At 68.0% G+C, this 21189-nt stretch carries 20 protein-coding genes; 9 read left to right on the forward strand and 11 right to left on the reverse strand.

Annotated features, from left to right (window positions below; genetic code table 11):
- The first annotated feature begins 7 nt into the window (after positions 1–7).
- Complete coding sequence (locus AVE30378_RS16330) at positions 8–916, forward strand: LysR family transcriptional regulator (RefSeq protein WP_129241918.1); 909 nt, start codon at positions 8–10, stop codon at positions 914–916.
- 15 nt (positions 917–931) lie between these two features.
- Here AVE30378_RS16330 and AVE30378_RS16335 read toward each other — a convergent pair whose 3' ends face one another.
- From AVE30378_RS16335 to AVE30378_RS16375, 9 genes are all read right to left on the reverse strand, one after another.
- A complete protein-coding gene (locus AVE30378_RS16335; protein ID WP_129241919.1) occupies positions 932–2029 on the reverse strand; it encodes a pyridoxal-phosphate dependent enzyme in 1098 nt (365 codons plus the stop codon).
- Positions 2030–2035: 6 nt separating this feature from the next.
- The gene (locus AVE30378_RS16340; RefSeq protein ID WP_129241920.1) at positions 2036–3016 is read right to left on the reverse strand and encodes a M14 family metallopeptidase; all 981 of its coding nucleotides are present in this window, start codon (positions 3014–3016) and stop codon (positions 2036–2038) included.
- Between the two features lie 31 nt (positions 3017–3047).
- Positions 3048–4022, reverse strand: a complete 975-nt coding sequence (locus AVE30378_RS16345) for a Bug family tripartite tricarboxylate transporter substrate binding protein (RefSeq protein ID WP_129241921.1) — start codon at positions 4020–4022, stop codon at positions 3048–3050.
- Positions 4023–4112: 90 nt separating this feature from the next.
- Positions 4113–5399, reverse strand: a complete 1287-nt coding sequence (locus tag AVE30378_RS16350) for an NTP/NDP exchange transporter (RefSeq protein WP_129241922.1) — start codon at positions 5397–5399, stop codon at positions 4113–4115.
- Positions 5400–5403: 4 nt separating this feature from the next.
- A complete protein-coding gene (locus AVE30378_RS16355) occupies positions 5404–6321 on the reverse strand; it encodes an aldo/keto reductase (RefSeq protein ID WP_129241923.1) in 918 nt (305 codons plus the stop codon).
- A gap of 64 nt (positions 6322–6385) precedes the next feature.
- Positions 6386–7096 (reverse strand): Bax inhibitor-1/YccA family protein, encoded by a 711-nt coding sequence (locus AVE30378_RS16360; RefSeq protein WP_129241924.1) that lies wholly within the window; start codon positions 7094–7096, stop codon positions 6386–6388.
- Between the two features lie 131 nt (positions 7097–7227).
- The gene (locus AVE30378_RS16365) at positions 7228–7590 is read right to left on the reverse strand and encodes a hypothetical protein (RefSeq protein ID WP_129241925.1); all 363 of its coding nucleotides are present in this window, start codon (positions 7588–7590) and stop codon (positions 7228–7230) included.
- A gap of 61 nt (positions 7591–7651) precedes the next feature.
- Entirely contained in the window at positions 7652–8116 is a 465-nt protein-coding gene (locus AVE30378_RS16370) for a DNA polymerase III subunit chi (RefSeq protein WP_129241926.1), read from the reverse strand.
- Positions 8117–8138: 22 nt separating this feature from the next.
- Entirely contained in the window at positions 8139–9647 is a 1509-nt protein-coding gene (locus AVE30378_RS16375) for a leucyl aminopeptidase (RefSeq protein ID WP_129241927.1), read from the reverse strand.
- Between the two features lie 57 nt (positions 9648–9704).
- Here AVE30378_RS16375 and lptF point away from each other — a divergent pair, with 57 nt between their 5' ends.
- Positions 9705–10808: an LPS export ABC transporter permease LptF gene (gene lptF, locus AVE30378_RS16380; RefSeq protein ID WP_129241928.1), complete on the forward strand. Its 1104-nt coding sequence runs from the start codon at positions 9705–9707 to the stop codon at positions 10806–10808.
- Positions 10809–10842: 34 nt separating this feature from the next.
- Here lptF and AVE30378_RS16385 read toward each other — a convergent pair whose 3' ends face one another.
- Entirely contained in the window at positions 10843–11763 is a 921-nt protein-coding gene (locus AVE30378_RS16385; RefSeq protein ID WP_129241929.1) for a LysR family transcriptional regulator, read from the reverse strand.
- A gap of 205 nt (positions 11764–11968) precedes the next feature.
- On the opposite strand from AVE30378_RS16385, the gene AVE30378_RS16390 reads away from it, so the two are divergent.
- The 4 genes from AVE30378_RS16390 (at position 11969) to AVE30378_RS16405 (ending at position 16333) form a co-directional block, all read left to right on the forward strand.
- Complete coding sequence (locus tag AVE30378_RS16390; RefSeq protein WP_129241930.1) at positions 11969–13186, forward strand: ABC transporter substrate-binding protein; 1218 nt, start codon at positions 11969–11971, stop codon at positions 13184–13186.
- A 94-nt stretch (positions 13187–13280) separates the two neighbouring features.
- Positions 13281–14774 carry a CoA-acylating methylmalonate-semialdehyde dehydrogenase gene (locus AVE30378_RS16395; protein ID WP_129241931.1) on the forward strand — a complete coding sequence of 498 codons (1494 nt, stop codon included), beginning with the start codon at positions 13281–13283 and terminating at the stop codon, positions 14772–14774.
- A gap of 94 nt (positions 14775–14868) precedes the next feature.
- The gene (locus AVE30378_RS16400; protein ID WP_129241932.1) at positions 14869–15813 is read left to right on the forward strand and encodes a CysB family HTH-type transcriptional regulator; all 945 of its coding nucleotides are present in this window, start codon (positions 14869–14871) and stop codon (positions 15811–15813) included.
- 196 nt (positions 15814–16009) lie between these two features.
- Entirely contained in the window at positions 16010–16333 is a 324-nt protein-coding gene (locus tag AVE30378_RS16405; RefSeq protein ID WP_039883953.1) for a DUF2325 domain-containing protein, read from the forward strand.
- 153 nt (positions 16334–16486) lie between these two features.
- Here AVE30378_RS16405 and AVE30378_RS16410 read toward each other — a convergent pair whose 3' ends face one another.
- Positions 16487–17146: a C40 family peptidase gene (locus AVE30378_RS16410; RefSeq protein ID WP_165360206.1), complete on the reverse strand. Its 660-nt coding sequence runs from the start codon at positions 17144–17146 to the stop codon at positions 16487–16489.
- Positions 17147–17433: 287 nt separating this feature from the next.
- Here AVE30378_RS16410 and AVE30378_RS16415 point away from each other — a divergent pair, with 287 nt between their 5' ends.
- Genes AVE30378_RS16415 through AVE30378_RS16425 form a run of 3 tightly spaced genes read left to right on the forward strand, consistent with a single transcriptional unit; the run spans position 17434 to position 21034 of the window.
- Positions 17434–19323: a propionate--CoA ligase gene (locus AVE30378_RS16415; protein ID WP_129241933.1), complete on the forward strand. Its 1890-nt coding sequence runs from the start codon at positions 17434–17436 to the stop codon at positions 19321–19323.
- Positions 19320–19727, forward strand: a complete 408-nt coding sequence (locus AVE30378_RS16420; RefSeq protein WP_129241934.1) for a heme-binding protein — start codon at positions 19320–19322, stop codon at positions 19725–19727. The genes AVE30378_RS16415 and AVE30378_RS16420 overlap by 4 nt, the downstream gene beginning before the upstream one ends.
- A complete protein-coding gene (locus AVE30378_RS16425; protein ID WP_129241935.1) occupies positions 19724–21034 on the forward strand; it encodes an MFS transporter in 1311 nt (436 codons plus the stop codon). The genes AVE30378_RS16420 and AVE30378_RS16425 overlap by 4 nt, the downstream gene beginning before the upstream one ends.
- The last annotated feature ends 155 nt before the right edge of the window (positions 21035–21189 follow it).

Here is a 21189-nt window from a genome sequence, read left to right on the forward strand (position 1 = left end):
CCCGGCCATGACTTTCACGCTCAAGCAGGTCGAGACCTTCCGCACCGTCTACGAGACGGAAAGCGTCACGGCCGCCGCCAGGCGGCTGGACGTGTCGCCGGCGACCGTCAGCGCGACCCTGGCCGCGCTGGAAGCCAGCATCGAACTGCGCCTGTTCGAGCGAGTGCGCCAGCGCATGCAGCGCACGCCCGAGGCGACGCTGCTGTACGAGGAAATCCGCCGCCTGAACGTCGGCCTGGAAACCCTGGGGCGCAAGATCCGGGCGATCCGCGGCGCCGCGCAGCCGCGGCTGCGCATCGGCTGCATCCACGCCTATAGCGGCGCGGTCGTCAGCGACGCCATTTCCCGCTTCCGCTCGCGCTATCCCGACACCGCGCTGTATTTGCAGATCCGGGATTCCAACACCTTGCGCGACATGGTGGTGTCGGGCGAACTGGACCTGGCCGCGGTCGCGGACGAGTCGGAACTGGAAGGACTGCGGGGCCACCGGCTGGCCAGCCTGCGGGCGGTGGCCGTCTTTCCCAAGGGACATCCGCTGGCGCGCCTGGAACGCGTGGAGTTCCCGCACCTGGCCGGCGTCGACGTGATCGCGCTGAATGCCGAGGACGGTTCGCGCAAACGCCTGGACGCCCTGCTGGCGCAGGCGGGGCAGCACCTGAAGGTGGCCATCGAGACGCCGTATTCCAGCACGGTGTGCCAGTTGGCGCTGGCGGGCCACGGGGTCGGTATCGCCAACCCGGCGACGGCGGTCGGCATGGAGGCGGCGGGGCTGTGCTACCGCCCGCTGGCGGCGCCCGTGCATTTCGAATGCCACATGATCCTGCACGGCAGCCGCCCCTTGTCCGAGGCGGGGAAGTACTGGGCCACCTGCCTGCGGGGCGCGCTGGCGCCGCTCGTGGACAGCTTCGGCGTCTAGCGGGCGGCGCGGCCGCTAGCCGCGGCGCCCATCCGAGGTCAACAGCAGCACGACGGACGATTCCGCATCCAGCAGGCCCGAGCGGCTGAGCGGGGACACGGCGGCCAGCGCCGCGGCGGAGGAGAGTTCGGCGGCGAACCCCATCCGTTCCAGCCGCTGCCGAGCCTGCGCGGCGGCCGCGTCGGAGATTTCCACGGACGAGCCGCCCGAGCGCGACAGCACTTCCAGCGATTGCAGCGTGCACGTGCTGCCCGCGATCGAATACTGCTCCGTCACGCCTTCCCAGTTCTTGCGCGCGTCGCCCGAGGCGCGGGCGCGCGACAGGCGGGCATAGGGCTCCACCGCGTGCATCCGGGGCAGGCGGTCGATGCGCCCGGTCTGCAGCAGGTGCCGCCAGCCCAGGAAGATGCCCCAGAACAGGTCGCCGCGCGCCACCGGCACCACGATGTCGGTCGGAACGCCGCAGGCGTCGAAAATCTCCTGGGCGATGGGTTTGTAGCCTTCCACGCCGTAGGCATGCGTGCCCACCGGCGGATTCAGATAATTGGTGCCGGCGAACGCGCCGTGGTTGCGGCACAGGTCCGCGACGTAGGGCCAGCGGCTCAGGCTGTCCTCGAAGGCGCGGAGCCGGGCGCCGAAACGCTCCATGGCTTCGCGCTGCAAGGGCGGGCAGTCGCGGGTGATGGCGATGTCGGCTTCCAGGCGCGCCGCCGCGCAATAGGCGGCCAGCGATACGCCCGCGTTGCCGCTGGAAGCCGCGGCTACGCGCGTGGCCCCCGCCAGGCGGGCGCGCGACACCAGTTGGGCCGCCATGCGGTCCTTGTGGCTGCCCGTGGGATTGGCGCTTTCGCACTTGAGCCACAGCCGGCCGACGCCTTCGGCCTGCGCCAGCGCCGGCGCGGCGAGGCAGGGCGTGGCGCCCTCGCCCAGCGTGACGGGATCCAGCACGGGCATCGGCATGGCCAGGTCCGCGAACGGCTCGTAGCGGCATTCCAGGGAAGCGGGGTGGCCGGCCTCCAGGCAACTGGGGCAGCCTTCGGGGTAGTCGGCCGGGGGCCACAGGCTGTCGCAGCGGATGCAACGCAGGCCGGACAATCTCGGGTTCATCTGCATGGTTCTTCAATACCTCGACGAGAGGGAATCCAGGGGAAGGGCGGGCGCGATCTGGACCAGGCAATCGCCGTCGCCGCTGCGGGCGATGGCGCGCAGGCAGACGACGGTGCCCGCTTGCGGGCTGACCAGCGCGCGGGCGGGGGTGTCGGGGCGGGCGGGCTCGATCAGCCGGCCGATGCGCTGGCGGGCGGCCACCGACTGCCCCAGTTCGACGCCGGGGACGAATACGCCGGGTTCGCGGGCGCGCAAGGTGGCGGCCGGCGCGTCGAGATCGTAGAGCCGGATCTCCGGATTGCGCGGCGGAGGGCTGCCCGGCAGCAGGCCCAGTTCGCCGAGGCAGCCCAGCAGGCCGTCGCGGCAGCGTTCGACCAGGCCGCCGCTCGTTTCCCGGCCGCCGCCGATTTCCGCGCTCAGTCGCAACACGCCGTGGCGGCTGGCGGCGGCGGGCATGGAGCCCGCTTCGCCGCCGCGGAAGAACACGCAATGCGCCAGCCCGAAGGCGCGCGCCAGCGCGGGCAGGCGCGCATCGTAGGGGTCGTCGCCGTAGCGCGTGATGACCGAGGAGGGCAGGTAGCGCAGCGAGGCGCCGCCGCTGTGCACGTCCACCAGCGCCTGTATGCGCGGCAGCAGCCGGGCCTCCAGCGCGGCGGCCACGCTTTCCGTGTAGCCGCGCGCCGGCGCGCCCAGGAAGGCGCGGTTCAGGTTGCCGCCGTCGGAAGGCGACAGCCGCGTGCCGGCCAGCGAGGCCTCGGCGTTGACCGCGGGCAGCAGGTAGACCGTGCCGCGCTGCAGGATGCCCGGCAGGTGGTGCCACAGGTCCAGGATGGCGGCCTGGCCTTCCCATTCGTCGCCGTGCACGCCCGCCATCAGTGCGATGGCCGGTCCCGGCCCGGCTTCGATCTTCAGCACCGGGACCGTGACGCGCCGGTAGGCCGACTCGTTCGTGGCCGCGGCGCAGGAAAAGTCCTCGCGGCTTACCGTGGCCATGCGGGGCCTCCCAGGCGCGGCGGGGTTTCGATCAATCCAGCGTCGTGCCGGCGGCCTTGATGATGCCTTCCCATTTGGGCAGCTCCTTGCGAATCTGGGTCTGTACGTCTTGCGGCGTGCCGCCCAGGGGCTCCTGGGAGCGGCTGCGCAGTTCCTTGCCCACGCTGTCCGAGCGCAGCGCCTGGTTCATCGCCGCGTTCAGGCGGGCGATGACGGCCGGGGGCGTTCCGGCGGGCGCGACCAGGGCGCTCCAGGCCGATTGCTCGTAGTCGGGATAGCCTTGTTCGGCCACGGTCGGCACGTCGGGGTTGGAGGCGGCGCGGGTCCGGGTGGTGACGGCCAGCGCGCGCAGCCGGCCGTCCTTCAGGTTGCCGATCAGGGGCGGCAGGTTTTCCATCATGGAATCGACGTGGCCGCCGAGCAGGTCGGACAACTGCGCGGCGGTGGCTTTGTAGGGGATCTGGCGCACGGCGGCGCCGGTCTGGGCGATGAAGAGCTTCACGCCGACCTCGCTGGTCGTGCCGGGATCCGCCGAGGTCATCGTCAGGCGTTCCGGCTGGGCGCGGCTGGCGTCGATGAAGCTCTTCAGGTCGCGGTAGGGCGAGGCCGCGTTCACCACGATGACGTTGGGCGTTTCGGCCACCAGGCCGATCGGCGCGATGTCGCGGTCCAGGTCGTAGAGCTGCTGCTTGAACAGGAAGCGGTGCAGCACGAGCGTGCCGACGTGGGCGTAGCCGATGGTGTAGCCGTCGGCCGCGGCCCGCGCCACGGCCTGGGTGCCGATGCGGCCGCCCGCGCCGACGCGGTTCTCCACGACCACCGGCTGGCCAAGCTGGCGGCCCATTTCCTGGCCGATGAGGCGGGCGGTGATGTCGGCATTGCCGCCCGCGGCGGCGGGCACGATCAGCGTGATCGCGCGTTCCGGGTAGTCGGCCAGCGCGAGGGGCGCGGCCAGGCAAAGCGACAGGGCGGCAATGCGGGCGGTGGCGGTGGCGGTGCGGTTCATGGCGGTTCCCATGGCGTTGAGGGCGGTGCCATTGTGCGGCGGCGGCCCGGGGAATCCGTTTGGTCCAGTGATATGCGTATTCGATAAAACCTAATAATCGACGGGCTTGCGCGCGTCGGCGCGCTTCCCCAGCCCATAGCCCACCGCGGCGGCGCCCAGCGCGCAGGCGGCGCCCAGCAGCGCGATCAGCGCCGCCCCGTAGCCCAGCATGTCCACGCCCGCCTTGACCCAGCCGCTGGCCGCGTCGCCCGCCCGGTAGACCACCGTGTCGATGACGTTCTTGGTCTTGTACTTGTCTTCCGGCGGCACCGCGGTGAACAGCATTTCGCGGCCCGGCTTGATCAGCGCGTACTCGCCGACGCGGCGCAAGACCATGGCCGCGGCCAGGACGTCGAACACGGGATAGGCCGCCAGGACCAGGAACCCGGCCGCCACCGCCAGCGGCACGGCGGTCAGCAGGAAGCGCAGCCCCAGCCGCGCGGCGACGCGGCCGGTGATGAAGACCTGCGACAGCAGCGACAGCGCCTGCACCGCGAAGTCCAGCGTGCTGAAGACCCGGATGCGCTGCGCCGTGTCGGGGAAGGCGTGGGCCACGAGCCGCGCCTGCTCCATGTACAGGAAGGTGCTCAGCGTGGCCAGCAGGATCACCAGCAGCGAGATCCCCATCAGGTAGGGGGACTGGAAGATGCGCGATATGCCGGCCAGGACGGCGCCCTCGATGGGGCGCGCCATGTCGTCCGGCGCCGTGTCCTCGCGGGTGGCCGCGCGCCAGCGCAGCAGCCACCGCTTGAGCGGCAGCGTGGCGGTCAGCAGCAGCGCGGACAGGAGCAGCAGGCCGGCGGGGCCCAGGACGCCGGCCAGGAGGCCGCCCAGGAGCGGGCCGGACAGCCCGCCCGCGCTGGCGCCGGCGGCGATCAGGGCGAAGAGGCGCTTCGCGGAATCCATGCGGAACACGTCGGCCATCAGGCTCCAGGCGATGGACACGACGAACAGGTTGAACACCGACAGCCAGACGTAGAACGTGCGCGCCGCCCACACGCTGCCGGGCCGCAGATGGAGCAGCACGGCGAAACCCGCCATGGTGAGGGCGAAGACGGCGTAGACCCAGGTGACCAGCGTGGCGCGCGGCACGCGGGCGGACAGCCAGCCGAACAGCGGCACGACGGCCAGCATGGCGACGAAGGTGGCGGTGAACAGCCATTGCAACTGGTCGACGCCGGCCTGGATGCCCATCGTCTCGCGGATGGGGCGCAGCATGAAATAGCCGCAGAACAGGAAGAAGAAAAAAGCGAAGCCGCAAGCCGCCGGGGCCAGTTCGCCGGCGCGTATGCCCAGCGCTTGCGCCGCCCGGCCCCGCAGGGTGCTCTGGGCCGCCATGGCTTCAGGCCAGCAGGGCGGCGATGCGTTCCCGCAGGGCGGCGTCCGGCTGCCGCCCGAAGCCCGCCCGGGCGTTGTCCGCCATGTTGGCCGGCTTGGAAGTGGCGGGGATGACGGCCGTCACGGCGGGATGGCCGATGATGAACTTCAGGAAGAGCTGCGCCCAGGACGTGCAGTCGATCTCGGCCGCCAGCGCCGGCAGCGCCATGCCCTTGACCTGGCGGAACAGCGCCCCGTCCTGGAACGGCCGGTTGATCAGCACCGCGACGCCGTTGGCCTGGCACGCGGGCAGCAGGCGTTTTTCGGCGTTGCGGGCGCCGACCGACAGGTTGACCTGCAGGAAATCGGGCCGCTCGCGCTCGACCAGCGCCGTCAGTTCGTCGTGCGCATACTCGGTGTAATGGGTGATGCCGACATAGCGGATGACGCCTTGCCGCTTCAGGTCGCGCAGCAGGGCCAACTGGTTGGCGGTGTCGATCAGGTTGTGCACCTGGACCAGGTCCAGCTTGTCGCTGCCCAGCGCCTTCTGGGACTGCCGTAGTTGGCGCATGGCCGATTCGTGCCCTTGCGTGCTGACCTTGGTGGCCAGGAAGGTCCGCGGCCGCAGGCCGCCGCCGCGGGCCAGCAGCGCGCCCGTGACGGCCTCGGCCTGGCCATAGCTGGGCGCGGTGTCGATAAGGGTGCCGCCGGCCCGCAGGAAGGTGTCCAGCACCTGGGCCAGCGGCGCCATGGCGGCGGCGTCGCCGGGCGGCACGTTGAAGGTGTCCGCGGTGCCCAGGCCGATGACGGGCAGCGCCTCGCGGGTGGAGGGGATGGTCCGGGCCAGCATCGGGCCCGGCTGGCCGAGCGCGCGGGCGGCCCAGGACGGGCCGATCAGGGCGGCACCGGCGGCGGTCTGGAGGAAGCGGCGGCGGTCTGGCATGGCTTGTATAAAAAAAGGCCTACATGCGAATGTAGGCCCTTTGAGCAGGTTTGGCTGCTGGCGATTACTCGCGGTTGCCGCCGAAAATGCCCAGCAGCATCAGCAGGTTCGAGAAGACGTTGTAGACGTCCAGGTAGATGGCCAGCGTGGCGGACACGTAGTTGGTTTCGCCGCCGTTGACCACGCGCTGCAGGTCGACCAGCATGAACGCCGAGAAGATGACGATGGCCATGACCGAGATGGTCAGCATCAGCGCCGGCAGTTGCAGGAAGATGTTGGCCAGGGCCGCCACAATGATGACGACCGCGCCGATGAACAGGAATTTCTGCATTCCCGAGAGATCGCGCTTGATGGTCGTGGCCAGCGTGGCCATCGTGCCGAACACGACCGCGGTGCCGCCGAAGGCCGTCATGACGAGCTGCGAGCCGTTGCTCATGCCCATGACGAAGCCGAGCAGGCGCGACAGCATGATGCCCATGAAGAAGGTGAAGGCCAGCAGCAGCACGACGCCCAGCGAATTGTTCTTGTTCTTTTCGATGGCGAACATCATGCCGAACGCGCCCACCAGGAACACGATCGCGGACAGGCCGGGGCTGGCGCCCATGACGCGGTTGACGCCCGTGTACAGGCCCACGGCGGCGCCCAGCACGGTGGGGATCAGCGAGAGCGCCAGGAGCCAATAGGTGTTGCGCAGGACTTTGTTGCGCGCGACCTCGCCCGGCGCGCCGGCCATCGCGCCGGAACGGTTAAAAGGGGACGGACGATATTCGTTCATGGAGAACTCCTGTGTGCGGCAGAGTAATGGTTGCCCAGTAGGCTTAGAGGGGAAGGATACCTTACAGTTCCCTGAAGAATCCAGTTTTTGCCAAGAATTAGACCAGAGGCCGGGCCGAGGTTCCAGAGGGGTCAACCCGGCCTTACGTCCCGCAGCACGCGGGCGACGATGTCCGGCAGCTCCGCGTCCATGCGGGCCTGGATCCGCTCGACGGCGTCGGCCAGGGCCTCCCGCATGAGCTGCTCCACCTCGGCTTGCAGGCGGGCGCTCAGGACGGTCGTGTCGGGCGGCGGGACGGACGGCGCCGCGCCGGCGGGCTCCGCCACTTCGGTCAGCACCGGAAACGCATCTTCAGGGTACTCCGGCCCGGCGCCGCCGGCCAGTTCCGTCAGCACCGGCGCCTGCGCGCCGCCGCCGGAAGAAGGGACGTGAAGCACGGGCTCGGCCCGCTGGGTCAGGGTGGGGATGCCGGGGTCGTTGAGGCGAGAGGGCATGGGAATTCCCGAAAGTCGAGATGGCGCGGCGGGCGGGGGCGCGCCAGCGCCGGTGAGGCGATCAGCCGTCCGGCTGCTGGCGGCTGAGGTCGTGGCTGTGCGGCGTATGGCCGGCGCCCTGGTAGACGCGCCAGCGCTGGCGCGCGGCCTGCTTGTCCTCGGGATCGTCGGAGACGATTTCCAGCAGGCGCTCGAAGGCGTCGAACCCGGGCGGGCAGTCGTTGTCCAGGTTCAGCAGCCAGGAGGGCGGGGGCTGCCCGCCCTGGCTTGCCGCCGCCGCGGCCTGCTGCGGATCCCCCGCGGTCAGCACCACCGGCGTTTCAGCCGCCAGCGGGTCGTTGGCCAGCACGTGCGGCACGAAGGACGTATCGTCGAACGCCCACAGCATGCGGTCGAACGCGGCCAGGCGGCTGCCGTCCTTACAGTACACCACCAGCCGCTGGCCCGCCAGGTAGCGCTTGCGCACGACCTGGCAGGCCATGCGCAAGCGGTCGGGCGCGCCGAAGGCGAAATCGATGCGCGTCATGCCGGATACCGTTCCAGGCGGGTCAAGCCTGGTCCAGCAGGTATTGCATCAGCAGCGGCACGGGGCGGCCGGTGGCGCCCTTGTCCTTGCCGCCGCGCCAGGCCGTGCCGGCGATGTCCAGGTGGGCCCAGGGATAGGCCGTGGCGAAGCGCGACAGGAAGCAGGCCGCCGTCACCGCGCCGGCCGGAGGGCCGCCGATGTTGGCGAGGTCGGCGAAGTTGGACTTGAGCTGTTCCTGGTAGGCGTCGTCCATGGGCATGCGCCAGGCGGTGTCCAGCGATGCGCGTCCGGCGGCGGCCAGCGCGTCGGCCAGGGCGTCGTTCTTGGAGAACAGGCCGCTGTTGACGTTGCCCAGGGCGACCACGCAAGCGCCGGTCAGGGTGGCGATGTCGATGACGGCGGACGGCTTGAAGCGTTCGGCGTAGGTCAGGGCGTCGCACAGGACCAGGCGGCCTTCGGCGTCCGTGTTCAGGATTTCGATGGTCAGGCCGGCCATGCTGGTGACGACGTCGCCCGGCTTGTTGGCCTTGCCGCTGGGCAGGTTCTCGCAAGCGGGGATCAGGCCGACCACGTCCAGCGGGAGCTCCAGTTCGGCCAGGGCGCGGAACGAGCCCAGCACGCTGGCGGCGCCGCACATGTCGTACTTCATTTCGTCCATGGTGGCGGCGGGCTTGAGCGAGATGCCGCCGGCATCGAAGGTGATGCCCTTGCCGACCAGCACGATGGGGCCCGGCGCGGCCTTCGCGCCTTTCTTGGCGGCCTTGTTGCCGGCGTGGCGCAGCACGATGAAGCGCAGCGCTTCGTCTGAGCCGCGGGCGACGGACAGGAACGAGCCCATGCCCAGCGCCTCGACCTGCTTCCTGTCCAGCACTTCGACCTTCAGCGACTTGAACTCGCGCGCCAGGCGCTTGGCCGTTTCGCCCAGGTAGGCGGGCGTGCAGATATTGCCCGGCAGGTTGCCCAGCGTGCGGGTCAGATCCATGCCGTTGGCGATGGCGCCGCCTTCGCGCAGGCCCTTCTGGGCCTGGGCGGCGTCGGCGCGTTCGACGACCTGGACGATCTTCTTGAGCTTGGGGCGGGCGTCGCGGTCGGGTTTGCCGAAGCTGGCGTCGTAGTGATAGGCGGCGTTGCCGGCCGCGATGGCCGCGCTGCGCGCGCGGGCGACGATGGCGACGTCGGCGATGGGGTTGGCGGTCAGCGTGGACACGCCTTCGGCGAGCTGGGCGGCCACGCAGGCCGAGGCGAAGGCCTGCTCGGCGGAGGCGTGGGCGCGGGCCGAATATTCTTCCTGCTTGCCCAGGCCCACCAGCACCACGCGCTGCGCGGTCACGCCGGGCAGGTTGCGCAGCGTCAGGGTGGAGCCGGCGCGGCCGCGGAACTCGGCCTTGACCACCGAGCGCACCGCGCCGTTGGAGGCACGGTCGATGAGGTCGGCGGCGGGGCTCAACACGCCTTCCGCATACACCCCGACGGCCAGGGCGGCGGTTTTGACTTGGTGCAGGGAAGCGGTGGTCTGTGTGCTAAATTCCATGAGGGTTTCCCGTGTGCGTCTGTGTATGATGCGGTCGATTATCCCGCATATTCTCCCATGTCTCTATTTAAACGCTCCGTCGTCAGCGAGATCATCAGTCACGCTGGCGTTGTCTTTTCCACGTTGCTCGTCGTGTGGCTCAGCGTGCTGCTCGTGCGCTTGCTCGGCGAAGCCGCGGGAGGCAGCATCGGAGCCGACGTGGTGCTGGTGCTGGCCGCGCTGTCGACCATCACCGCCTTGCCGACCATCCTGGCGGTCTCCGTCTTCATCGCGGTCCTGACCACCGTCACGCGCAACTACCGCGAATCCGAAATGGTGGTGTGGTTCGCCAGCGGCCTGTCCCTGGCGGATTGGCTCAAGCCCGTGCTGCGCGTCGCCGTTCCCGTGGCGCTGGCCGTGGCGGGGCTGACGCTGGTGGCGGCTCCCTGGGCCTACCGCCAGATCGGCGAATACCACGAACGTTTCGAACAGCGCTCGGACCTGTCCAAGGTCACGGCCGGGCAATTCGCGGAATCGTCCGGCGGCAACCGCGTGTTCTTCGCGGAAGACCCCCTCGAACCCAGCGACGAACTGGGCAACGTGTTCGCGCGCGAAATCGGGCCCGAATGGCTGAGCGTGCTGACCGCCAGCAGGGCGCACAGCGAAACGCTGCCCAACGGCGACCGCTTCCTGGTGCTGGGCGAAGGCCACCGCTACGACCTGAAGCCGGGCACGCCCGAGATCCGGCTGGTGCATTTCGACAAGTACGGGCTGCGCCTGGAAAGCAAGGCGGGCGGCGACCCGGTGGCCGAGGCCCGCGCCGCCGCGGAGCGGTCCTCCAAGGCGCGCGCCACCATGCAACTGATGGAGGACAACACCGACAGCAGTTGGTCGCAGGTGATGTGGCGGATCTCGCTGCCGCTGGCCGCGCTGAACCTGGCGCTGCTGGCGATCCCGCTGGGCGCGGTGAATCCGCGCCTGGGGCGTTCGGGCGATTTGCTCATCGCCGGCCTGGTGGGCCTGCTGTATATGAACCTCATCAACCTGTCGCGCGCCTGGATCTCCAGCGGCAAGCTCAGCTTCGGCGTGGGCGTGTGGGCCATCCACGGGGCGGTGGCCATGTTGACCGTCTTCCTGCTGATGCGGCGCCTGCGGGTGAAGGCACCCAAGAACAGCGCGTAGCGGTTCCGGGCCGCCCTGGGGCGGCCCGCGGCGGTCACGGCAGGTACTTCATCGCGCCGCGCCTGCCGGCCAGCAGGTCGGCGTTCTTCAGCACCGACTTGCGGATGAACTCCCACAGGACCGTCACGCGCTTGAGCTTGCGCAGGTCTTCATGGCAGTACATCCAGAACGAACGCGTGATCTCCACTTCGTTTTCCAGCACGGGCGTGAGCCGCGGGTCCTGCGCGGCGATGAAGCAGGGCAGGATCGCCAGCGACTGGCCCTGCAACGCGGCGTGGTACTGCGCGACCACGCTGGTGCTGCGCAGCACCACCTTGCTGGCGGGCAGCAGGTCTTCCAGGTAGCGCAGGCGCTCGCTGAACAGCAGCTCGTCCACGTAGCCGATGAAGGTATGGTCGGCCAGGTCCGCGCGCGACGCGATCGACGGGTGGCGGGCGAGGTAGCCGGGCGTGCCGTACAGGCGCAGCGTGTAGTCGCACAGCTTGCTGCATACATAGGGGCCGCGCTGGGGCCGTTCGATGGTGATGGCCAGGTCGGCCTCGCGCTTGGACAGGCTGACGAAGCGCGGCACCGGCAGGATGTCCAGCGTGATGTGCGGATAGCGCCGCTGGAAATCGGCGGCCAGGGGCGTCAGCACGTAGCTGCCGAAGCCCTCGGTGGCGCCGATGCGCAGGTGGCCCGATAGCGCCTGGCCGATGCCCGACAGGTTCTCGCGGGCGGAATGCACCGTGCTTTCCATCTGCTCCGCGTGGACGAAGAGGCGCTGGCCGTCTTCCGTCAGCATGAATCCGGCGCTGCGCGACTTCTCGAACAGCAGCGTTTCCAGTTCGGCTTCCAGCGCGCGGATGCGCCGCGACACCGTCGTGTGTTCCACCCCGAGCTTGCGCGCGGCCGCGCTGACCCGCTGCGTACGGGCCACTTCGAGAAAATACCGCAGGCTGTCCCAGTCAAGCACGATCCGGCGCTCCAGGCCCCCGCGGCTCGGTGCGCGGCGGGCCAGAAATTCTATCGGTTATTTTTGCACAAGGAATGTGCATTTCTGGTGTTGCTCGTTGATTTTCACACATCTACACTGGGTTGGCAGACCCTGGGGCGATGTTCCGGGGGACCGCAGGCCGCAAAGACGGCGCCATAACGCATAAAACTCAGGAGACAAATCCATGAAATTGCACGCACGCGGGCTGGCCGTAGGTTTGTGTCTGGGCGCCGCCCTGGTTGCCCAGGCGCACGCGGCGGACAAGCCGCCAGTGAAGATCGGCATTCTGACGGACATGTCGGGCACCTATGCCGGCATGGGGGGCGCGGGTTCGGTGGCGGCGGCGCAGTTGGCGATCGACGACTGCCTGGCCGCGGAGTGCAAGGGGATGAAGATCGACCTGGTGTCCGCGGACAACCAGAACAAGGCGGACGTGGGCGCGGCCAAGGCGCGCGAATGGTTCGACCGCGACGGCGTCACCGCCATCGCCGACCTGACCAACTCCGCCGTGGCCCTGGCGGTGCAGGGCATCGCCCGCGAAAAGAACAAGGTCGTGATGTTCTCCGGCCCGGCCACGACGGCGCTGACCAACAAGGAATGCTCGCCCGTCGGCTTCCACTGGATGTTCGACACCTATTCGCAGTCCGCCGGCGGCGCCAAGGCCACGGTGAGGGCGGGCGGCAAGTCCTGGTACTTCATCACCGTGGACTACGCCTTCGGCCACTCGCTGGAAGCCGACACGGCCAAGGCCGTGCAGGCGCTGGGCGGCACCGTGGCCGGCAGCGTGCGCCACCCCCTGAACGCGCCCGACTTCGCGTCCTATCTCCTGCAAGCGCAGGCCTCCAAGGCCCAGGTCGTGGCGCTGGCCAACGGCGGTCAGGACACGGTCAACGCGGTCAAGCAGGCGCGCGAATTCGGTATCGTGGCCGGCGGCCAGCGCCTGGTGTCGCTCCTGATCTTCCTGTCGGACCTGCGCGCGCTGGGCCTCGAAAGCGCCCAGGGCCTGTCCTACGTGGACGGCTTCTACTGGGATTACGACGACGCCACGCGCCAGTGGTCCACGCGCTTCGAGAAAGCCTTCCGCGGCCTGAAACCCACCATGACGCAGGCCGGCGTGTACTCCAGCGTGCGGCACTACCTGCGCTCGGTCGCCGCTTCCGGCAGCACCGACGGCAAGGTGGTGGCCGACAAGATGCGCGCGCTGCCCATCGAGGATCCCATCATGCGCAACGCTTCCATCCGTCCCGATGGCCGCGTGATCCACGACATGTACCTGTATGAAGTGAAAAAGCCGTCCGAGTCCAAGGGCGGCTGGGACTATTCCAAGCTGGTGGCCACCATTCCGGCCGCCGAAGCCTTCCAGCCGTTGGCGGATTCGAGCTGCCCGCTGGTCAAGAAGTAAACCCGGGGGCGCCGGCAGGCCATTGCCGCCGGCGCCCCAATATCCATGTACGCGGATTCCATCCGCATCGACCATGCAGTGTGAGGAGCATCAAATGAGTGAAGTCCCGCGCGTTCCGCTATTGATCGGCGGCAAGCTAGTGCAGTCCAAAACCACCGAATGGCGAGACGTGATCAATCCCGCCACCCAGGAGGTCGTCGCCAAGGTTCCCTTCGCCACCCGCGAAGAACTGGACCTGGCCGTCTCCAACGCCAAGGAGGCCTTTCAGACCTGGCGCAACAGCGGGCAGGGCATGCGGATGCGCGTCATGCTGAAGTTCCAGGAGCTGCTGCGCGCCAATACCGGCAAGCTGGCCGAGATGATCACCCGCGAGCACGGCAAGACCCTGCCGGACGCCGAGGGCGAGGTCGGCCGCGGCCTGGAAGTGGTCGAGCACGCCTGCTCGATCGCCAACCTGCAATTGGGCGAATACGCCGAAAACGCCGCGTCGGGCATCGACGTCTATACGCTGATCCAGCCGCTGGGCGTGTGCGCGGGTATCACCGCGTTCAACTTCCCCGTGATGCTGCCCTGCTTCATGTTCCCGATCGCCGTGGCTTGCGGCAATACCTTCGTGCTCAAGCCCTCCGAACAGGATCCGACGGCCTCGTTGTTCCTGGCGCAGCTTGCGCTGGAAGCCGGCCTGCCGCCGGGCGTACTGAACGTCGTGCACGGCGGTCCGGAAACCGCCAACGGCCTGTGCGAACACCCCGACATCAAGGCCGTGTCGTTCATCGGCTCGACCCGCGTGGGCACCGAGATCTACAACCGCGCGTCGGCCGCGGGCAAGCGCTGCCAGTCCATGATGGGCGCCAAGAACCACTGCGTGGTCCTGCCGGACGCCGATCCCGAAGTCGCGCTGAACCAACTGCTGGGCGCCGCCTTCGGCGCGGCCGGCCAGCGTTGCATGGCCTCGTCGGTGGCCGTGCTGGTCGGCGACGCGCGCAATTGGCTGCCCGACTTCGTCGAGCGCGCGAAGAAGCTCAAGGTCAATTCCGGCACCGACCGCGCGGCCGACCTGGGCCCGCTGGTTTCGCCCAATGCCAAGAAGCGCGTCGAGAGCCTGATCCAGAAAGGCGTGGACGAGGGCGCCAAGCTGCTGCTGGACGGCCGCAACCTGCAAGTGCCGGGCTTCGAGCAGGGCAACTTCGTGGGCCCGACGATCTTCGACGGCGTCAGCGAAAACATGACCATCTACACCGAAGAGATCTTCGGCCCGGTCCTGTGCGTGGTGGGCGCCGAAACGCTGGAGGACGCGGTGGCGTTCATCAACCGCAACCCCAACGGCAACGGCGTTGCGCTGTTCACCCAGGACGGCGGCGCGGCCCGCTACTTCCAGAACAATATCGACGTGGGCCAGGTGGGCATCAACGTGCCGATTCCGGTGCCGGTGGCCTGGTTCAGCTTCACCGGTTCGCGCGGCTCCAAGCTGGGCGACCTGGGCCCCAACGGCAAGCAGGCGGTGCAGTTCTGGACGCAGACCAAGACGGTCACCGCGCGCTGGTCGGCCCATGCCAAGAGCGTGAACACCACGATTACGATGCGCTGAAAGGGGGACGTCTTGCACCTAAGCTTATATAAATAAGTCATATAACAAGGCGTCCTTATTACTTATAATTGGTCCGTCTATCAGGGGCCAATTCATGAACCTGCAGCAATTTCGTTTCGTGCGGGAAACCATCCGGCGCGACTTCAATCTGACCGAAGCCGCCCGGATGCTCTACACCTCCCAACCGGGGGTATCCAAGGCGATCATCGAGTTCGAAGACGAACTGGGCATCAAGATCTTCGAACGGCATGGAAAACGCATCAAAGGGCTGACCAAGCCGGGCCTGGCGGTATCGCAGGTCATCGACCGCATCATGCGCGAAGTGGACAACCTCAAGAAGGTCAGCGACGAGTTCGCGCGCCGCGACGAGGGCGGGCTGGTGATCGCTTGCACGCACACCCAGGCGCGCTACCTGCTGCCGCGGGTCATTCCCGCGTTCCGCAAGCAATTCCCCAAGGTGCACCTGTCGCTGGCCGAAGGCAGCCCCGCGCAACTGGCGGAAATGGTGCTGCACGAACAGGCCGACCTGGCGCTGGCGACGGAATCGCTGGCGCTCACGCCCGGCCTTGCAACGCTGCCGGTCTATGCCTGGGAGCACACCGTGGTGGTGCGCCCGGACCATCCGCTGGCCGAACTGACTTCCAGCGCAGCCAAGCGGCTGTCGCTGGCGCAACTGGCCGAATTCCCCATCGTGACCTATGACCGCGCCTTCACCGGCCGCAGCACCATAGACGAGATCTTCGCGAACCAGGGCATCCATCCGGACATCGTGCTGGAAGCCATCGACGCCGACGTGATCAAGACCTACGTCGACGTGGGCCTGGGCATCGGCATCATCGCCGGCGTGGCCTACGATCCGCGGCGCGACTCGAACCTGGTGGGGCTGCCCGTGGGCCATCTGTTCGGCACGCATACGACTCGCGTGGGCGTGAAGGCGGGCGTGTTCCTGCGAGACTACGTCTACACCTTCCTGGAAATGCTGGCGCCGTCCCTCACCCGGGCCGTGGTGACGGAAGCCGTGCAGGGCACGTCCAAGTAGGCGCCCCACGGCCTTCCCGCATGCGAACCAGCGCGGCGCCTTCGGGCGCCGTTTTTTTTCCGGCGGCGCGAGATCTCGCTATCCCTCCACGCAGGCTCATAAAAATAATTAAATAAGAACTGATCTCATTTAAGTTGACTAAACAATAGGAATCATTATCATTACACCTAGTCTCAACGACCCAGTGAGGTTCATCATGACGGCAGGACTCAGTGCAGTGGTAGTGGGGGCCGACCGCCTCGGCAACATTCCCGACCTTCTCAAAGGACACAATATTTCGATCACGCACCACATCAGCGGACGTGATCCTTCGCATCAAAAGAAGACGCTGCAACTGCCTTCGGGCACCCAGTTGGTCATCCTGCTGACCGACTTCCTGGGCCACAACGTCATGAAGACCTTCCGCAACGCGGCGCAGCGCGGCGGCATCCGGGTCGTGGCTTGTCGGCGTTCGGTATGCAGCATGCAGCAGGCCTTGCAGCAATGCGGCCTGTGCTCGCGCGCGGGCACGGTGCACTAAGCAGCGGCCGCCGCCTGCCGCGGCCGGACAAGAAAACTGGGGAGGCCGAAACGGCCTGCGGCCTATAAGCCGCGAAGAGAAACGAAAACGCCGCCGGACTGGAAAGTCCGGCGGCGTTTTGCTTGTCTTGTACGAAGAGCCGGGCGCGGGGGATCAGTTGGCCGCGCGCGCGGAGGCCATCAGGCTGTTGTCCAGGCGGCGCGCGCCGTTGTAGCGCTTGGCCCAGTAGGTCATGGCCATGCTTTCGACGCGGACCACGCCGCCGGCGCTGGGCGAGTGCACGAAGCGGTCGTCGCCCAGGTAGATGCCGACGTGCGAATAGCGGCGGCCCAGCGTATTGAAGAAGACCAGGTCGCCGGCCTTCAGTTCGTTCTTGTTGACGGCGATGCCCTGTTGCGCCATGTCGGCGGCATTGCGCGGCAGTTTCAGGCCCAGCGAGCGTTCGACCGTGTAGCTGACCAGCCCGCTGCAATCGAATCCGGTATCGGGGGAAGTGCCGCCGAAGCGGTAGCGGATGCCCAGGTAGTTCAGGGCTTCGCTGACCATGGCGTTGTCGCTGTTCACGCCCGTGTGGGCCTGCTGGCGTTCGCGCTTGAACTTATGCACCACCAGCATGCCGATGGGGTCATCGGCGGTGGCGACCCACTCCATTTCGTAGGGGTCGATCTCCGACGTATAGGCGGTTGACTTTTGGTTCATACCGGCACAACCTGCCAGACCCGCCACGCACGCTACCAGCGCCAGCAAACGCAGACCGCGAGTTGCCTGGCCAGTGGATGAATTCTGTCGCGCGCGTGTGGAGTGTCGATGCATTCGCCAGGGGATGATTTGCGGATAACGGCAAAAAACACGGGATTCGCCGTGAATCTGGCCGAGATGTCAGCAAAATCAACATTTTTGTACAACTTCGCGGGGATTCTACCAAACTTTCAAGACCGGTTCGCTACGTTACCGGCTTAAATGTCCATGCAGCGTGGACGCCTGGTGGAACTTTTTGACTTGCGGCAAGCCTCGTGCAAGGTTCGCCTACCAAAATGACCGAAAGATCCAAAAAGAAAGCAATCAGTCTTAAGGCTTACGAACGATAACAGGAGACATAAATGCAAAAAACCCGGGATTTCCATTACCGCTCAGTGCACGATCGCGATGCATTCTGGCGGGAAGAGGCCGGCCGCATTCATTGGGAGACGCCGTTCGAGTCTGTGCTGGATTTCTCCCGGCCGCCGTTCGCCAAATGGTTCACGGGCGGCCGGACCAACCTCTGCTACAACGCCGTCGACCGCTGGCTGCCGACCCAGGCCGACGCGCCGGCCCTGATCTGGGTGTCCACCGAGGTGGACCGCGAGTGCGTCTATACCCGCCAGGACGTCTTCGAAGAGGTCAATGCCGCCGCCGCCATGCTCAAGGAACTGGGAGTGGGACGGGGCGACCGCGTGCTGCTCTACATGCCGATGGTGCCGGAGGCGGTGTTCACGATGCTGGCCTGCGCCCGGATCGGGGCGGTGCATTCCGTCGTGTTCGGCGGTTTTGCCTCGGTCAACCTGGCCCAGCGCATCGACGACGCCGCGCCCAAGGTCGTCGTCTGCACCGACGGCGGGTCCCGCGCCGGCAAGGTCGTGCCCTACAAGCCGCTGCTGGACCGGGCGCTGGCCCTGGCCAAGACGCCGCCGGCCTCGGTCGTGGTGTTCGACCGCGGCCTGGCCCCGTTCGAGCCCGTGGCGGGGCGCGACCTGGACTACGCGACCCTGCGCGAACGCCACCGCGGCGCCCGGGTGCCGGTCGAATGGCTGGAATCGTCCGAACCGAGCTACATCCTCTATACCTCCGGCACCACCGGCCGCCCCAAGGGCGTGCAGCGCGACACGGGCGGCTACGCCGTGGCGCTGGCCTCGTCCATGGAATACATCTTCAACGGGAAGGCGGGCGATACGTTCTTCTGCACCAGCGACATCGGCTGGGTGGTGGGCCATTCCTATATCGTCTACGGTCCCCTGATAGGCGGGCAGGCCACGGTGCTGTACGAAGGCACGCCGGTGCGGCCCGATGGCGCGATCCTGTGGAAGCTGGTGGAACAGTTCGAGGTCAACACGCTGTTTTCGGCGCCGACCGCGGTGCGCGTGCTCAAGCGCCAGGATCCGGCCTTGCTCAAGCAGCACGACCTGTCGTCGCTGCGCGCGGTGTACCTGGCGGGCGAGCCCCTGGACGAGCCGACGGCGCAATGGATTTCCAGCGGCCTGGGCAAACCCATCATCGACAATTACTGGCAGACGGAATCGGGCTGGCCGATCCTCTCGGCCCAGCCGGGCGTGGAGCAAGTGCCCACCCGCTACGGCAGCCCGTCCTTTCCCGTGTACGGCTTCGACGCGCGCATCGTCAGCGAATCCACCGGCGAGGACCTGGGCCCCGGCCAGAAGGGCGTGGTGGCCATCGTGCCGCCGCTGCCGCCGGGGGCGATGTCCACCATCTGGGGCGACGACGAACGCTTCGTGCAGACCTACTTCACGTCCATCCCCGGGCGCCAGGTGTATTCCACGTTCGATTGGGGCCTGGTGGACGATGACGGCTACTGGTTCATTCTGGGTCGCACGGACGATGTGATCAACGTGGCGGGCCACCGGCTGGGCACGCGCGAGATCGAGGAATCCGTCAACAGCCATGCCCTCATCGCCGAATGCGCGGTGGTGGGCGTGGCGGACGCGCTCAAGGGGCAGGTGGCCATGGCGTTCGCCGTGCTGAAGAATCCCGCCGGCGCCGAAACGCCGGAGGGGGCAAAACAACTGGAAGGCGATATCATGCGGCTGGTGGAAGATCAGCTCGGAGCGGTGGCCAGGCCCGCCCGGATCCGGTTCGTGGGCGCGTTGCCCAAGACCCGTTCCGGCAAGGTGCTGCGCCGCGCGATCGTCGCGGTATGCGAAGGACGCGATCCCGGGGACCTGACGACCATCGAAGACCCAACCGCCCTGGAACAGATCAAGGAGTCGCTGCAATGAATACCAAACCCGTGCTGAGCGCCGAAGACGTCAAGAAAGTCCTGGCCGCGGCCGAAGCACACGCCCTGCAGAACAAGTGGGCCGTCACCATCGCCGTGGTCGACGATGGCGGCCACCTGCTGGGCATGCTGCGCCTGGACGATGCCGCCCCGATCTCGGCGCACATCGCTCCCGCGAAGGCCAAGACCGCCGCGCTGGGCCGCCGCGAGTCGCGCGTCTACGAAGAAATGATCAACAACGGCCGCTACTCGTTCCTGTCGGCCCCGCTGATCGACGGCCTGCTGGAAGGCGGCGTGCCGGTCGTGGCCGGCGGCCACGTGGTGGGCGCGGTCGGCGTGTCGGGCGTGAAGTCGACCGAAGACGTGCAGATCGCGCAAGCAGGCATCGCCGCCCTGGGGCTATGAGCCTGCCGAGGCAGGACGCCGGAGCGGGGGGCGACAGCCCCCTGAATCCGGGCGTGGCCAAACGCGAAGTCTGGGCCTGGGCCATGTACGACTTCGCCAATTCCGGCTACACCACCGTGATCCTCACGGCGGTGTTCAGCACCTATTTCGTCGGCGTGGTGGGCGGGCGCGCCCCGTGGGCCACGCTGGCCTGGACCGCGGCCCTGTCGCTGTCCTATCTGCTCATCATGCTGACCATGCCCAGTCTGGGCGCCCGCGCGGACGCGCGCGCGGGCAAGCGCCGCCTGCTCTACACGAGCACGGTGGGCTGCGTCGCCGCCACCCTGGTGCTGACCCAGGCGGGGCCCGGCGACGTCTGGCTGGCGCTGGCCGCCATCGTCATCTCCAATTACTGCTATTGCGTGGGCGAATCCGTGGTCGCGGCCTTCCTGCCCGAACTCGCCAAGCCCGCCGCGCTGGGGCGGGTGTCGGGGTGGGGCTGGAGCTTCGGCTATTGCGGCGGCATGCTCACCCTGGGCCTGTCGCTGGTCGTCGTGACGCTGGCGGAGGCGCGCGGCGCGACGGCCGAGCATTTCGTGCCCTGGGTCATCGTCGTCACCTGCTCGGTGTTCGCGCTGGCGGCGCTGCCGTCGTTCTTCCTGCTGCGTGAACGCGCGAAGCCGCAGGCCGGCCAGCCCGAGGCGCTGCACATGTTCAAGCGCCTGGCCTATGCCTGGCGCGAAACCGGGCAGCACTTTCCGGAATTCCGCCGGCTGCTCATGTGCATCGCCTGCTACCAGGCCGGGATTTCGGTGGTGATCACGCTGGCGGCCGTGTACGCCTCGGAAGTCATGGGCTTCACCACGCCCCAGATCATGCTGCTGGTGTTCACCGTGAACATCGGCGCGGCGGCGGGGGCGTTCTCGTTCGGCTACGTGCAGGACCGCATCGGGCACAAGCCCGCGCTGGCCATGACGCTGGTCGGCTGGATCGCGATGGTGCTGGTGGCCTACGCCGCCGTCACGGCGCCGGTGTTCTGGGTGGCCGCCACGCTGGCCGGGCTGTGCATGGGCACCACCCAGAGCGCGGGCCGGGCCATGACCGGCGCGCTCGCGCCCGCGGGCCGGCTGGCCGAGTTCTTTTCGCTCTGGACCTTCTCGGTGCAACTGGCCGCCGTGATCGGCCCGCTGACCTACGGCCTGGTGACGTGGGCTACGCACGGCAACCACCGGCTGGCGATCCTGGTGACCGGCCTGTTCTTCGTGGGCGGCCTCATCCTTTTGTCGCGCGTGGACATGAAGCGCGGCCTGGCCCGGCAGGCGGCGTGAAGCCCGCGGCTCGCGGAAGCGGGGCCGCGGCTGCTATCCTTACGGTCTGCCCAGCGGCGCCGCTTTCGCTAAGCGGCGCCGGTGCGCAGTTTGCTTGTGCATGCCGCCAGCTCGATGCCTTCCGGCCTGTCTCGCCCGAGACCGGCATTGCCGAA

The sequence above is a fragment of the Achromobacter veterisilvae genome, from assembly GCF_900496975.1.
GTDB classification, from domain to species: domain Bacteria; phylum Pseudomonadota; class Gammaproteobacteria; order Burkholderiales; family Burkholderiaceae_B; genus Achromobacter; species Achromobacter veterisilvae.